At 70.6% G+C, this 14,231-nt stretch carries 8 protein-coding genes and 2 pseudogenes; 6 read left to right on the top strand and 4 right to left on the bottom strand.

Translation table 11 applies throughout. The annotated features are described in order from the left end of the window. Positions 1–135: 135 nt before the first annotated feature. Together FCH28_RS24575 and dmpI are read left to right on the top strand one after the other, a co-directional pair. A complete protein-coding gene (locus FCH28_RS24575) occupies positions 136–1,077 on the top strand; it encodes a LysR family transcriptional regulator (RefSeq protein WP_136742306.1) in 942 nt (313 codons plus the stop codon). A gap of 293 nt (positions 1,078–1,370) precedes the next feature. Beyond that, a complete protein-coding gene (dmpI, locus tag FCH28_RS24570; protein WP_136742304.1) occupies positions 1,371–1,553 on the top strand; it encodes a 4-oxalocrotonate tautomerase DmpI in 183 nt (60 codons plus the stop codon). 42 nt (positions 1,554–1,595) lie between these two features. Here the strand turns inward: dmpI and FCH28_RS24565 are convergent, their stop codons facing one another. Together FCH28_RS24565 and FCH28_RS24560 are read right to left on the bottom strand one after the other, a co-directional pair. Then, on the bottom strand, positions 1,596–3,398 hold the full coding sequence (locus FCH28_RS24565; RefSeq protein ID WP_136742302.1) for a protein-arginine deiminase family protein: 1,803 nt from the start codon (positions 3,396–3,398) through the stop codon (positions 1,596–1,598). A gap of 225 nt (positions 3,399–3,623) precedes the next feature. Further along, positions 3,624–4,013: a cupin domain-containing protein gene (locus tag FCH28_RS24560; protein ID WP_136742300.1), complete on the bottom strand. Its 390-nt coding sequence runs from the start codon at positions 4,011–4,013 to the stop codon at positions 3,624–3,626. A 137-nt stretch (positions 4,014–4,150) separates the two neighbouring features. Between FCH28_RS24560 and FCH28_RS24555 the strand changes: the two genes are divergently transcribed. Beyond that, the gene (locus FCH28_RS24555) at positions 4,151–5,191 is read left to right on the top strand and encodes a helix-turn-helix domain-containing protein (RefSeq protein ID WP_136742298.1); all 1,041 of its coding nucleotides are present in this window, start codon (positions 4,151–4,153) and stop codon (positions 5,189–5,191) included. Between the two features lie 106 nt (positions 5,192–5,297). On the opposite strand, the pseudogene FCH28_RS24550 reads toward FCH28_RS24555, so the two are convergent. Further along, positions 5,298–6,112 (bottom strand): annotated as a pseudogene (locus tag FCH28_RS24550) (helix-turn-helix transcriptional regulator). A gap of 353 nt (positions 6,113–6,465) precedes the next feature. Here FCH28_RS24550 and FCH28_RS24545 point away from each other — a divergent pair. Together FCH28_RS24545 and FCH28_RS24540 are read left to right on the top strand one after the other, a co-directional pair. Continuing rightward, positions 6,466–7,261 (top strand): annotated as a pseudogene (locus FCH28_RS24545) (AMP-binding protein); the annotation flags it as partial. A gap of 216 nt (positions 7,262–7,477) precedes the next feature. Next, positions 7,478–9,019, top strand: a complete 1,542-nt coding sequence (locus FCH28_RS24540) for an AMP-binding protein (RefSeq protein WP_136742296.1) — start codon at positions 7,478–7,480, stop codon at positions 9,017–9,019. Positions 9,020–9,343: 324 nt separating this feature from the next. Here the strand turns inward: FCH28_RS24540 and FCH28_RS24535 are convergent, their stop codons facing one another. Next, a complete protein-coding gene (locus FCH28_RS24535) occupies positions 9,344–13,105 on the bottom strand; it encodes an ATP-dependent DNA helicase (RefSeq protein WP_136742295.1) in 3,762 nt (1,253 codons plus the stop codon). Positions 13,106–13,695: 590 nt separating this feature from the next. On the opposite strand from FCH28_RS24535, the gene FCH28_RS24530 reads away from it, so the two are divergent. Continuing rightward, on the top strand, positions 13,696–14,208 hold the full coding sequence (locus FCH28_RS24530; RefSeq protein ID WP_136742294.1) for a P-loop nucleotide/nucleoside kinase family protein: 513 nt from the start codon (positions 13,696–13,698) through the stop codon (positions 14,206–14,208). Positions 14,209–14,231: the final 23 nt, after the last annotated feature.

The following is a 14,231-nucleotide window of genomic DNA, read 5'->3' as shown; positions in this document are numbered from 1 at the left end:
CAGGACGGTGCCGGCTGCCGGGGAAGTGCGGCGGTATCGATCACGGAGGGATGATGTCGGGCCGCCGGTACCGCCGCGGCAGAGGGATGGGCCGGTAGGGCAAGGGCGGGCCCGGGAGGTGGAAGGCGGGAGGGCGTGGAACTGCGACAGGTGCGGTATTTCGTCATGGTCGCGCAGGAGCTGCACTTCGGGCGGGCTGCCGAGCGGCTGCACATCGTGCAGTCGGCCGTGAGCCAGCAGGTCCGTCGGCTGGAGCGGGAGCTGAAGGCCGAGCTGTTCGACCGTTCGGCGCGGCAGGTGCGGCTGACGGCCGTCGGCGAGCGGTTTCTGCCCGAGGCACGGGCACTGCTCGCCGCCGAGGAACGCGCCCGCGCCGTCGTCGCCGACCTCACGGCCACCCGCGCCACCACCCTCCGCCTGGGCACGAGCACGGGCCTGGGCACCCACCTCGACCGGGTGCTGGACGTGCTCGCCGGCCTCGCCCCGGAGATCGGCGTGGAGCTGGTCTCGGCCCGCGCACAGGAGCGCCTCGAAAGGGTCGCGGCCCGCGAACTGGACGCGGCGTTCATCCGCGGTGAGGCCGACGGTGCCGGTCCGGGCGGTCTGAGCTTCGTGCCGCTGTGGCAGGACCCGCTGGTCGCCGCCGTTCCGGCACGGCACCCTCTGGCCGCCTCGCCGGGCACGGTGGCGCTCGGCGAACTGGCCGGCCTTCCCCTCGTCCTGACCGACCGCCGCAACAACCGCGCCCTGGTCGACCTGGTCGTCAACGCCTGCCATGACGCCGGGTTCGTGCCCGTACCCGGCCCCAAGTCCGGCTCCCTGGACAACACGTTGACCGCTATCGGCGCCGCCGGCCCGGCCGATGCGCTGTGGACCGTCGTCTACGCATCGCACGCCGGCCGGCTGAGCACCCCGAGGGTGACGTACCTGCCGTTCCGCAACCCGGGCATGGAGCTGACGACATACCTGGCGGTGCACCGCACGGACCCGCCCGCCGGGCTGGATGCGCTGCTGCGGGCCTGTGCGGCGACAGGCGAGAGCGGTGCTCTCGTCCCGAACCACTGCCCGCGCTCTTGACCACTGTCCGCGACTTTGACCACTGCCCGCGACCTCGACCACTGCCCGCGACCGCGACCGTTGATCTCCCTCTCGGCCGCTGATCTCCCTCCCGTCCAGTGACCCCGACGCGGATCACCGGCCTCGACTTCGGCCTCGATCTCGATCTCGATCGGTGATCGCTGCGTGCGCGATCCGCTTCTTGGTCGCGCGCCCCGTCCGCGATGGACTGGGGTCACGCCGGCGAGCCATCAGGAATCCCCCGCAGACCAGGGGACTCCGGTGAATGGCCGCCACCGACAAAGGAGTTCCCCATGCCGATCGTCACCGTCCAGCAGGGCCCGCGCAGCGTCGAGCTCAAGCGGGAGCTGGTCAAGCAGATCACCGATGCGTTCGTCGACGCGTACAGGATTCCCGCCGAGACCGTGCAGGTCTGGATCCAGGAGGTGCCCACCGACAGCTGGGGCGCGGCCGGAAAGCTGACCGCGGACAAGTAGCCGGAGGCGGGGGAGGGGCCGCCCCGGGCGGCGGCCCCGTCCTCACCCCACCTCCCGCAGCGCGTTCGTCGCGCAGTGCACCTCGCCGCCCACCCGGTGCGCCCAGGAGAAGTCCTCCACCCAGTGCACCCGCACGCCCCGCGCCGCCAGCCGTCGCCCGGCCTCCTCCCGGAAGAGGTCGCGTCCGGCGACCCGGGGGCCGTGTGGGTCGGGCGCCGCGAAGTCGCGGGCGGTCAGCGACAGCCCGTTGGCGAGCGCGGGCGACAGGGCCCACTGCCGCCGCGGCAGGCCGTCGCCCACCTCGACCCGCGTGTAGAGCACCGGCAGCCGGACGATCTCCCGCGGCCGCAGCCCGGTCGCCCGCAGCAGCACTTTCAGTTGCCCGTCCAGGTGGCGGGCGGCGTCCGCGTTGTCGCCGCGCGCCGCCTCCGTCCGCAACAACTCATCGACGGTCGGCCGCAGATCGGCCTCGGTGCCCGCGAACAGCCGCTGTCCGCCCTCGCCCGCACGCTGCGCCCGCCGCAGCAGGTCGAGGGCGAGCCGGGGATCGGAGACCGCGAGCGTCCAGCCGCAGGCGTTGTCGGCCCGCACCACATGCACGGTTTCGTCCGCGTGCCCGACCACCAGCCACGACGTGTCCAGCTCCACCGGCGGCTGCTGCCCCTGGGCCCGCAGCATCCGTACGAACGACGGATCGGGGCGGCGCCCGGCGCTGCTGCCGTAGACGACCCGCCCGTGCGGAAAACCCCTGTACGGCGGCAGCGATTCGAAGTTGCCGGTGAAGTTCAGCAGCTCGTCGACGTTCGGATCGCGGTGGGTCGTGTACTGCTGGACGACGCCGATGTCCGGGCCGCGCAGATCCCGGAACAGCAGCCGCCCGGCCCGCCGCAGGCTGGCGGTGCGCTCGTCCGGCGACGCCCAGTAGTTGGGGGAGCGCAGCAGGATCCGGAGGGTGTGCGGGCCGTCGGGGGTGGGCCGGGTGGCGTAACCGGGCTCGGCGATGTCCTGCCGCCAGATGTCCCGCCACCACTGCGAAGTGCCGCGCTGGAAGGTCAGTTGACGGTCTCTCATGCCAACAGCGCGGGTCGCCTCGCGCAGCGAGTCGGCGAACCGCCGCCACTGTCCCGGCGGCCGGGAAGAGACCGGCACCTCGGCCGGCCGGCCCGTGCCGGGGCCCGGCGCGGCCGCGAACACCCGTTGCGCGCGCTGCAGATCGTGCTGGAGGAGAACCGGGGCGATATGCAGCGCCAGGTGGGCGGTCCGGGACACGCCGCCGTCGGTGACCGTCAGCGCCAGCGGGATCCGGCCGTCCCACCGCTTCGGATCGCGCACGATGTCCCGCCCCTCGACGGCCAGCCGCACCCCGTGCCGCAGCTCCGCCGCGGTCAGCCGACCGTCACCGCCCAGCGAGACATAGCGTCCGCCGCGCTGCACAAAGATCCGTGCGTACGGCCGCTGGGCGGCCGGTACGAAGACCCGGCCGCCGGCATCCGGGGCGACCGCCGTCCGCGCCACCCGCACCGGAGTCAGATCCGGCAGATCCCGCGGCCCGTTGACGATCCGGTCCGCCGCGTCATGGCAGCCGGCCAGCCGCTCGTCGACGGCGACGTCCAGGCGGTCCAGATCGCCCGGCCGCAGGGTGCAGCGCCGGGTGTCGTCGTCGAGATTCGGCAGGACGACGGTGCCCTGCGGGGCGGTGAGCCGGGGCCCGTCCGGGACCGGGCCGCCTGCGCCGGCGGCCGGCAGCGCGCCGGCCACCAGCGCGGTCACGGTCCCCGCCGCGGCGAGCGCCCCGAAGGCCAGGGCGGGTTTGGTGGAACGCCGGTGAGGACGTGGAGTGGTCATACGGGCGGTCCTTCGCTCGCGTCCGGTGCCCGCCGTCCGGTCTGGCGGGCGACGGGACGTGCACCCTCACCACTCTTCCGGCCTTCCGCCCCCACCACGTCCTGCGCCGGATCGATTGCCGGCTGCCCCCTTGGATGCAGCCCCGGGTGGAGCCGCTTCCACCCGCGGTACCAGGCCGGTCGGAGAGCCGCCCGGGACCGTCGACAACGCTCGTAATCAATCCACCTAAGCCGCGGCCCGCTTCTCCAGGCGGCTGCCACGCGGCAGGGTGACGGTCAAGATGTCGCCGGGGGCGTCCAGTGCGGTGCGGTGCCATCGCCCGCGCGGCACGATGACCGCGGCCCCCGACGTCAGCCTGATCTCCTCCGCCCCCTCTCCCGGCTGTTCCGGACGAAGGACGAGGCGTATCCCGCCGCTGAGGCAGCAGACCAACTCGTCCGCGTCGGGATGGACTTCCCAGTGGTCGGCGTGGAGGTCGGCGTCGGACTCCACATGGAAGGCCATCACCTGCCAGCCGTCCCGCTCGGTGTCGAACACCGGCTGCTCGGCGTGCGCCCGGCCGTCCTGCTGAAGGTGGATGAAGGAGGCGAAGAGATCGATCGGGGTGACGGTCATGTCGTGCTGCCTTCCTGCGTGATCTTTCCTCGGGTGGGTTGTTCCGCCATCCTGACCTTCGCCATCCCTCGGGATCATCCGCCAACTGTCGGGCATCCCACCCGGATCACGCACCGATCGGCGCTTATCCTCCAGGCATGGAGGCACTTGCCGAACGGCTGTCGCAACTGGACTCGCACGTCGATGGCGCCATCCGCGTGATCATGTTCTACGACACCCTGATGCGCCGCCGGGTGGATCTCCCGGCACTCGCGCGGGCCTCGGCGGGTCTGGCCGAGTGCGTGGCCGGGATTCGGATCCACAGCACGGGGCGGTCGATCCGTGTCTCACCCGATGGCAGGGAAACGTCCGCCCCGCCGTCACCCGCGTCCGCCACAAAGCCGATCACCCTCGACGAGGAGGAGATCGGCACGGTGTGGCTGGAACGCCCCGGCGCGCCCGGCTCGCTCGACCTCGACGAACTGCTGCTGGACCGGCTCGCCCTCGCCGCCGCGGCGGTCGTCGAGCGGTACGGTCCGGCCCGCACCACCATGGCCGACCCGGCCCTCGTCGAGCTGGTGATCAGCGCCGACAGCGACGAGGCGGCCCGCGCGCGGGCGCTGCGGCTCCTGGGGTTCGCCGCCGACCTGCCGGTCCATGTCGTCGCCGTACGGTCCCGGCTGCCGCTCGACCAGATCGGCGGCCTGCTCTGCCCGGCCCGCCCGGTGAAGGCGGCACCGCTCGCCGACGTGGGCGTCATCCTGGCCACCACCGTGGATCAGGCCCGGCTTCCGGCAGACGTACGCGCGGGCATCGGCGCCGCCGAACGCCCCGACCGCTCCTGGTGGGAAGCCCGCACCGCCCTCCGCTTCACCACCCCACGCCGGCCGGTCGTCCGCTACGCCGGTCTGGGGGCGTTGGCGCTGCTCGCACAGGTACCCCAGGACACCGCGCGCGACAACGCCGACGTGGCCGCGATCGCCCGAATCGCCGGCAACCCGGAAGACCTGGAGACGCTGGACACCTACTGTGCGGCCGGCTCCCTGCGCCGGGCCGCCGACCTTCTCCACCTGCACCACAGCAGCGTCGCCCGCCGCCTCGAACAGATCGAAAAGACCCTGGGCATCGAACTCACCGAACCCACCGGACTGATACGGGCCAGGCTCGCCCTCACCGTCTGGCGGCTGCTCGACGACTGAAGAGGATCGGTGCCGGCGTGTTCGGCCCGTGGTCGCGCGCCCCGGCGGTGAAGAGGGCGCACTTGTATCAGATCCCGTGCGCCGGTGCCCCCTGTGCCCGCGCCCCCTACGGCAACAACCTCGCCCTGCGCCCCCCGTTCACCGCCTGCAACCGCGAATGCTCCCCCAACTTCCGCATGGACGACCGGAGATAGCCCTTCACCGTCTCCGGGCGCAGCCCCAGCCGCTCGGCCGCCTCCGCGTTCGTCGCGCCCAGTGCCACACACGCGAGGACGTCCACCTCGCGCGGCGACAGCGCCGGAACCTCCTGCCGGGGCCCACACGGCCCGTCCCCCTGGCCCGGCCGTCCCGAGGAAGCCGCCGCGAGCCGCCCACACGCCGCCAGCATCTCCTGCCGCAGCAGCGGATCACCCACCCGCTGTGCCAGCGCCCGCAGTTCGCCGTGCGCCTCGCGGACCTCCTCCCACCTCGCCGGGTCGGCGGCGGCCGGCCGGCCATGGACAGCAGTCGCGCCGCCTCGTCCTGGAGGAGCAGCGCCTGCTCCAGCTCGCGGGCCGCCTCCATGGCGGCCGACAGCGGACGGTCACCGAGCCTGACCGGCCGGCGCAGGGCCCCGTACAGCACCCCGCGCACCCGCCGCCGCACGACCACCGGCACCGCCAGCACGGACCGCAGCCGCTCGGCCACCACCGGCACGTCGTACTCATGGCTGATCGCCGGCGAAGTGCTGTAGTCGGTCACCGCGAGCGGGCGGGACAGCGCGACGGCCTTCCCGCCCAGGCCGTTGCCCTGGAGGATGTCGAGCCCGCGCAGCTCCGTCGTCGCCGTCCCGCAGAGCTCACCGATGCGGAAGCGGCCCGCCCCGGTGAGCAGGCCGCCGAACGCCACCGGCAGCCCGCTCGCCCGCCGCAACCGCGACATGGCCGCCCGTACGTCCACGCGCCCGCCCGCCCCCGCCTCGCCCGCCACGCCGAAACCTCCGCTTCCCCCCCGTTCGGGGGTGGTGGGACCTGAGCCACTGATCACACGATGGCAGCCGGCGGTGCCGCAATGAGGAGGACCTATGACGGACACGGAAGCCGGTGCGGCCGGTCATTCACCGGAGACCGATGCGGTCGGACGCACACCGGCGGCCACCGAGGAGTTCCGGACGGCACGGGATCTCCTGCTGCGGCACCGGGACGACTACGACGCGGCCCGCGCGACCTTCCGATGGCCCCGCCCCGAATACTTAGCCCCCCGGCCAGCCGGCGTACGAGAAGGTCCACGACAGCCCCGACGCCTTCCGGCCGGTCGGCCCCACCCGGGGTGACGACCCCCTGATGCTCTACTTCACGTCCGGCACCACGGCCCGCCCCAAGCTCGTCGAGTACACCCATGTCTCCTATCCCATCGGCCATCTGGCGACCATGTACGGAATCGGTCTGCGCCCCGGGGACGTGCATCGCCACATCTCCTCGCCCGGTTGGGCCAAGCACGCCTGGTCCGATCTCCTCGCGCCCTGGAACGCCGAGGCCACCGTCTTCATCCACAACTACACACGCTTCGACGTGGCCCGGCCTGGCCGAGATGGACCGGGCGCGGGTCACCAGCTTCTGCGCCCCGCCCACCGTGTGGCGGATGCCGATCCACGGATCTGTCGGCGCTCCGCCACCCGCCGCGGGAGATCGTCGCGGCCGGCGAACCCCTCAACCCGGAAATCATCGAGCAGGTCCGGAACTCCTGGGGCGTCGTCCCCATCCGGGACGGCTTCGGGCAGACCGAGACCGTCGTCCAGGTCGCCAACACCCCTGGCCAAGCCCGTCGAACCGGGCTCCATGGGCCGCCCCACCCCCGGCTTCGGCATCGTCCTGCTCGACCCGCTCAGCGGTGCCCCGGCCGACGGGGGCGAGATCGCTGTCGATCTGCCCGCGCGGCCGGTCGGCGTACTGACCTGCTACCACGGCGACCCGGCGCGTGCCGCCGAGGCGATGGCCGGCGGCTACTACCGCACCGGCGACATCGGCTCCGGGGACAGCGACGTGGATCACCTATGTCGGACGCGCCGACGACGTGTTCAAGGCATCAGAATCAGGGGGCATTTCTTCTCCATTGCAGCTGACCGCCTGACCGCCTGACCCCCGACCGCCCGGGGCCTGACCTTCGCCGGCGCGGAGGCCGCCGCTTCACCCGCCGGCGAGACCGACAAGCACCAACCCCCCTTCCACACATGTTGTTCCGGGTATCCAGACATCCAGCCATCCAGGCATCCAGACATCCAGGTATCCGGGTAGAGGAGACAGACCGATGCGCACACCGATGACGATTGCCGATTTCCTCGACCGGGCCGAGCTGGGGTTCCGCTCCAGTCCGGGGGTGGTCGACGAGCCGCATCAGCCCGCCCCGCCGGTGCCCGAGGCGACGTACGGGCGGTTCGGCGAGCGGATTCGTGCTTGGCAGGCGGGGTTTGATGCGCTCGGCGTCGGCGAGGGCGAGCGGGTAGCGGTGGTCAGCCATAACTCCGCACGCCTACTGGAGCTGCTGTTCGCGGTGCCGATGAGCGGCCGGATCTGCGTACCGGTGAACTTCCGCCTCAAGCCCGAAGAGGTCGACTACGTGGTGCGGCAGAGCGGGGCCTCGGCCGTGCTCGTCGACCCGGAGCTGGACGACACACTGGCCGCAGTCAAGGCACGCCACCGCTTCGTCCTCGGCGAGCAGACCGAGACCGAGCTGATGCGGTTCGGCGTCGAGCCGCGCCCGTGGTCGAACCCGGACGAGGATGCCACCGCGACGATCAACTACACGTCGGGCACCACCGCCCGCCCCAAGGGCGTCCAACTGACCCACCGCAACATCTGGGTCGACGCGCTGACCTTCGGACTCCACACGCGGGCATGGGAGCGCGATGTCTACATGCACACCCTGCCGATGTTCCACTGCAACGGCTGGGGAATGCCGTACGTGATGGCCGGCCTGGGCGTGAAGCAGGTGGTGCTGCGCAAGGTCGACGGCGCGGAGATCCTACGGCGGGTCGAGGAGCACGGCGTCACGCTCATGTGCGGCGCCCCGGCTGTCTGGAACATGGTGCTGGATGCGGCAGCGACCTGGGAGGGCGAGATCCCGGGCCGCGACCGCGTGCGGATCATCTGCGCGGGCGCCCCGCCGCCGACCAGGACGATCCAGCGCCTGGGGGACGAACTGGGCTGGGAGTTCACGCAGATCTACGGCCTCACCGAGACCTCGCCACTCCTCACCTTCAACCGCACCCAGCCGGGCGACGCGGACCTCCCTGCCGAGGACCGGGCCCGCAAACTCTCCCGCGCGGGTCTGCCCGCCCTCGGCGTCAAGCTGAAGATCTCCGAGTCCGGCGAGGTCCTGGCCCGCTCGAACACGGTGCTCGACGGATACTGGGACAAGCCGGAGGAGACATCGGCTGCCCTGGAGGGCGGCTGGTTCCACACCGGCGACGGCGGCACGATCGACGAGGCCGACGGCCACCTGACGATCTCGGACCGCAAGAAGGACGTGATCATCACCGGCGGCGAGAATGTGTCGTCGATCGAGGTGGAGGACACCATCTTCAGCCACCCGGCCGTCGCCGAGGTTGCCGTCATCGGCGTGCCGCACGAGAAGTGGGGCGAGACCATCAAAGCCCTCGTGGTCCTCGCCGAGGGGGCGACGGCACAGGAGTCCGACATCATCACCCACTGCAAGCAGCACCTGGCGGGCTACAAGGCCCCGACCTCCGTCGAATTCCGCGACGCGATCCCCCGCACAGCCACCGGCAAAATCCAGAAGTTCAAGCTCCGCCAGCCGTATTGGTCGGGGCTCGACCGGGGGGTCAACTGACTGGCTGTGTGGAGCACCAACAGGATGTCATTGGGCCCCGCCGGCATCTTGGGCAAGTGCGGCCTGTGCGCTGACCACTTCAGGTGCTGCTGACACTTGGCGGCGTACTCGGCGTTGCTGAGTACGCCGAGGTGTTTTCCATGGATGGTGGGTCCGGACAGAGGGGGGACTTGAACCATACGCACATGCCAGTGAGGCGGGGTGAGCTGCGGCTGCCGTAGCCGCGTACGTCTCCAGCCCTGCTCATGGCCGTGGTTCACAACACGGTCCTCGCACCGGGCCTTGCACCCCGAGCGGATCGCTCCTCCCGGACACGGACCGTTGCTAGGGGCGTGGCCTCCGGGTGATTCGCCGCGGTCGGATACTGGTCGCTGCCCCGAAGACTTTCTTGAACTCGGCCTCCCAATCGTCCTCCTTCACTCCGTGCAGGTCGTCGGTGACCAGTAGCACCCCATGCGGCCCACCGCCGGGGAGGATGCCCTGCTCGGCGTACCAGGCCTTCTTCTCCTCCCACTTCCGGGCGTAGGTCGGGTTCTCGAGCAGGCCCAAGTGCTCCCAGTAGACGGGTCTGTCCGGGGTGTCGGTGGTGATGGTGAAGTCGGGAAACTTCCTCCTGCCGTCACGTCCGATCAGGGGCTGCTCGTATGTGAAGCGCCCTTGTGCGTGGCGCTGCAGCAGGTCGGCGATGATGACCTCGTTTTTGCTGCGTACCGGCAGGCCGAAATGGGTGATGTGGATCAGGTTGGCGTCGAACAGTCCGATGCGGCGACCTTGTTGGTCGACCACCGGGACAGGTTTGGGTGCCCTGGTGAGGTCGGTCAGCCTGCGGCCGGTGTCCGAAGCGGTGGGCCGCGCCAGTTCCCGCAGTTCGTTCAACGGCCCTTCGTGGCAGATGATCACCTTCTCGGTCTGGCGGGTCAGCGCCGTATAGAGCAGCTCGCGGGAGACGCCTTGCAGGTTGGCGGGCAGCATCAGGATGACCGTGCCGAATTCGCTGCCCTGGCTCTTGTGGACGGTCAGTGCCCAGGCCAGTTCCATGGCCGGATCGTCGTCCCCGCCGGCTCCTGCGGCGGTGAACCTCAGGCCCGGCTGCGAGGAGAACTCGACGTGGGTCTGCCAGGGGGGCGTACGCGACGCCTTCGAGGTCAGCTGGCCGGTGACCACCCCCAGCTCGCCGTTGGCGACGTACTTCTTCTCTCCGGTCCCGCTCTGCGGCTCGTAGGCGTACAGCGGCTGGTTGCGGGTGTTGACGACCTTGTCGCCGACGACGATCTGTTCGGGACCGAGCGGCTCGGGAACGCGCCGTGCGTAGTGGCGGACCTTCGCCTTTGCCAGGGCCTGCTGACGGAAGGTCTGCTTTAGGTAGCGGTTGAGGTCAGTGGTCCCGTGTGCCCTGCCGCGAGTCGGCGACAGCGCCTGCCACCGGTCGCATACGGCCGGCGCGGTGGAGTAGTCGGGGTATTGCCTGCCGCCTGCACTCGTCCATGTGCCGGCGCCGTAGGAATGGGCGAAGGTGAGCTCGTCGTGGACGCCGAACTCTTTCCGCAGCACGTCCTTGAGGACGTCGGCGGGTTTGCGGCCGTCCCAGGCAACCGCCCGTAGGGTCGGCATGTCCTGTCCGGCCAGGAGCTTTCGCCACACATCCTCGGCGTCGTCAGGGCGCCCGTCGCCGCTGTACCAGTGGGCGAGCGCGAGGTCGTCGCGATCCTGGCCCCGCTGGCGGCGCAGTACCGTCAGCTCGGCCCAGCCTGGGGCTCTGCGGGGCCACGGCATACTGTCGGGCCGACGGCGCCGTTCGAGGTCCACGAACGGCCGTCCGGCGCCGATCGGCGGCAGCTGGCGCGGGTCGCCGACCAGAACCAGCCGATCGGTGACGTCGACGGCATCCAGCAGAGCGGCGAGCATGTCCTCGGTGAGCATGGACGCCTCGTCGACCACGACCGTACCCACCCGCATCCGGTCCGCATCCGGGTTGGTGAGGTAGCGGGCGGACTGATCGTCGTAGCGTTCCCGTGTGCGCAGGAACTGGGCGAGCGTGAAGGCTCCATGGCCGACCTTCTGCTCCAACTGCACGCGCGCCTTGCCGGTCGGGGCCAGCAGGAGCAATCCTCGCTTCAGCACCTCGGGCCGTTTGGCCAGTGCGTGGATCAGCGTGGTCTTACCGGTGCCTGCTGGGCCGTTCAAGAGGGTCACGCGCCGCTTGTACATCTCCTCGAACGCGGCGGTCTTCTCCTCACGCGCTCGCTGCTCGGCATCCGAGTCCCCATCGGCCGCCAGGTCTCCGAGTGCTTGGTCGAGAGTCGCCGGCAGGTCGGAGGGGACGGCGTGGGGCGGGGCTGTGAGGACCTGGTTGAGGCGGTCACGGATGAAGTCGCGGCGCACGGCGGCCGAGGCCAGCTTGTAGGCGGACTCGCCGCCGTCGATGTCGGCACGCCGCAGCTGGCTCCAGGGCTCGGGTACTTCCTCGCTGTCGGAGGGCGGCAGCGCGCCCGGGGCCAGGCCCAGGGACGTCAGGATCGTCCTCTCGGTGGCGAGCGGAGCGGTGACGGTCAAAAGGGCGAGGCGCTCGACTGTCTGCTCGAACGGGAGGAGGGTATGTCCCTCCACCTGGGCGCGGGCCAGCACGGTGGTGATCGCGGCGTCGAGGCGGCGGCGGTCGTTGGCGTCGTCGAAGGGCTGTGTGAGGGGCAGCGGGTGGTGCTCGGCGAGCTGCAGGTCGGGGAAGAGGCCGCGGTCCACTGTCTCGAAGGCGATGGGGTCGCCGTCATCGACGGTGCAGGTCACGAGGTCATAGGGATTGTCCAGCAAGTCCTCGGCGCTGATGGGTACGCCGGTGTGGCCGTCCAGGACGCGGGTGACCGTCTCGGAGGTCAGATCGAAGCGGGAGAGGGTCCGCAGAGCGCGTCGGTCGAGTTCGCTCGTGCCCTTCCAGATCGCGCGGCGCGTCGTGGTCACCAGCTCAGCGAGGTCGGGTCGGACCGCGCGTCCCTCCAGGAGGTCCTCCAGCAGCGGCCACGGGTCTCCGCCGTCGTCGACCGCGGAGACCAGCCGGTGAGCGGCGAAGGTGGGATGCCGGAACCCGAGGCGCGGAAGGACCGCCGGAAGTCCAGGGGCGGGACCGCGGCGCTCCCATGCGCGGGCCAGTTGTGCGTCCAGCCACTGGAGTGACGCCTCGGGGATGCCGACGGCGGGGTCCCCCAGGGCGATGGCTGCCCCCGCCGCGCGGTGGAGCTCCATCAGGGACGCCACCGCACAGTCCGGGGAGACATGCTCAGTGGCGTAAGAGAAGTTCCGGCCGGACTCGGGGGCCACGGCCAGGGCTGCGGCCACATCCGTACCACGGGCGGCCAGGGCAGCCAGGGCCTGGACGGGCAGCAGGATGCCGCCGGTGCCGTCGGGGCGCAGGCTGTGCCGGAGTGTGGTCTCCCACATGTGACTGGGAAACGTGCTGGCGTGGGATCCAGGCCACGGCTCCGGCGCGGTTTTGCCGGTTACCGTCGCGGCCCCGACCAGCATGCGCCGGGGCTGGTCCTCGAACGGGGAGTGCTTGAGGTAGAAGAAGATCAGCGTCTCGTCGGGTGTGACATGCCGGAAGAACGCTTCGATGATCGCCTGCTGGTTCTCGCCGTGCATCACCCACGGCATCGCCCTCTTACGGAAGTGCCGAGCAATGTCGTCTTCGGCTTCGGCGCGGTACCGGGTCACGGGGTGCTCCGTGAGAACGGTCTCCTCGGCGTTGCTGCGGTTGAGCCAGAAGTAGGGGATGGCGTGGACGGAGTACGCCGGAATGGGCAGGCTGGCGGGCCGCAGTTCCTTGAGGGACCAGGCATAGGGGTGGGTGCGCTGCACTGTATGGGCGCGGTCGCCCATGAAGCTGCCGCGTTCCAAGGCGCACGGCGGGATCTTCTCCCCAAGCGCGCTCCACGCCTGTCCGCGGTGGACTGCCTCGTGCTGGTCGTCGCGGTCCTTGGCGATGTTGCCGAGCATGACGCACGCATGGTTGGCCACCGGGTCAGCGCAGACCGTGCCCTCCCAACCCGTGTCGTGCCACGGGACACGCACCGAGAGATGCTGCACGTAGGCCATCGTGCTCCCCCCAGATCACAATTCGACTGCGCCCGACAAGCCTAGACGCCAGTCGCCGGGCTACGGATAGCCAACGCGGACCAGCCCGCCGGCCCGTGGCTCACGCGGGGCGCAGGACCCGGCCAGCCTTGTACGTTCACCATGTCGGCACCGCGCGCAACTTCCCTATCCCGCGCGCACGTCCGTACGGCGGACGACATCGCGTGACCAGCCTGTACCCGGACCTGCCCGAGGACGCTCCTTGACTTACTTCATGTCGCAGCCACGGCCATACCCATGTCGGACGACACAGCTGTCGCGCGGAGGCGGCACTGCCAACTTCCATCTCAGAGGGCGGCATATGAGTTGGCAGGTGTTTGTCGTCATCTGAACGCAGGGGACGCGGTATCCCAGCCGGTCGGCGGGCTCGGGCGTGCTGGGCTGAACACGGAGAGCGAGCGCAAGCCCTACAAGACCGACCTGTCCAACGAGCAGAGTAATTGTCAATTCCTGTGGATGTCGTCGCGTGACTTGATGACTCGGGATGCAGATGCCTGTGCCGTTCTGGCGTTGATGGCCGGCGGTTCGGTCGGGCGTGCGAGGGTGTTGTCATGTTGATCGCGATGGCGGGGCTGCCCGGCGCGGGGAAGAGTTCGGTCGCCGAGGCGTTGGGGCGCAAGCTGGCTGCTCCGGTCGTGTCGGTGGACCCGATCGAGGCGGCGATGTGGCGTGCGGGGGTGGCCCGTGACCAGCCCACGGGCCTGGCGGCGTATGTCGTGGCCGAGGCCGTGGCTGATGGTGTGCTCGGCTTGGGGCAAACCGTGATCGTCGATGCGGTCAACGCCGTGGAGGCGGCGCGGGGACAGTGGCGGTCGCTGGCGGATCGTCATGGTGTGCCGGTGGTGTTCATCGAGGTGGTGTGTTCGGATCCGGTGGTGCACCGCCGTCGGTTGGAGAATCGGTCCCGGGGGATCGAGGGCTTCGCTGAGCCGACGTGGGAGGTGGTGGAACGTCTGCGGGAGGAGTTCGCCTCGTGGGTCGATCACCGGTTGGTGCTGGATGCGATGACCGACCTGTCGTCGAACGTTGCGACGGCCCTTGGGGTCCTCTCCGCGACAGCCTGATCCTGAAGTGATGCGATATCAGT

This window comes from Streptomyces piniterrae (genome assembly GCF_005048155.1).
GTDB lineage: Bacteria > Actinomycetota > Actinomycetes > Streptomycetales > Streptomycetaceae > Streptomyces > Streptomyces piniterrae.
This window is presented reverse-complemented; position numbering and strand designations above follow the sequence as displayed.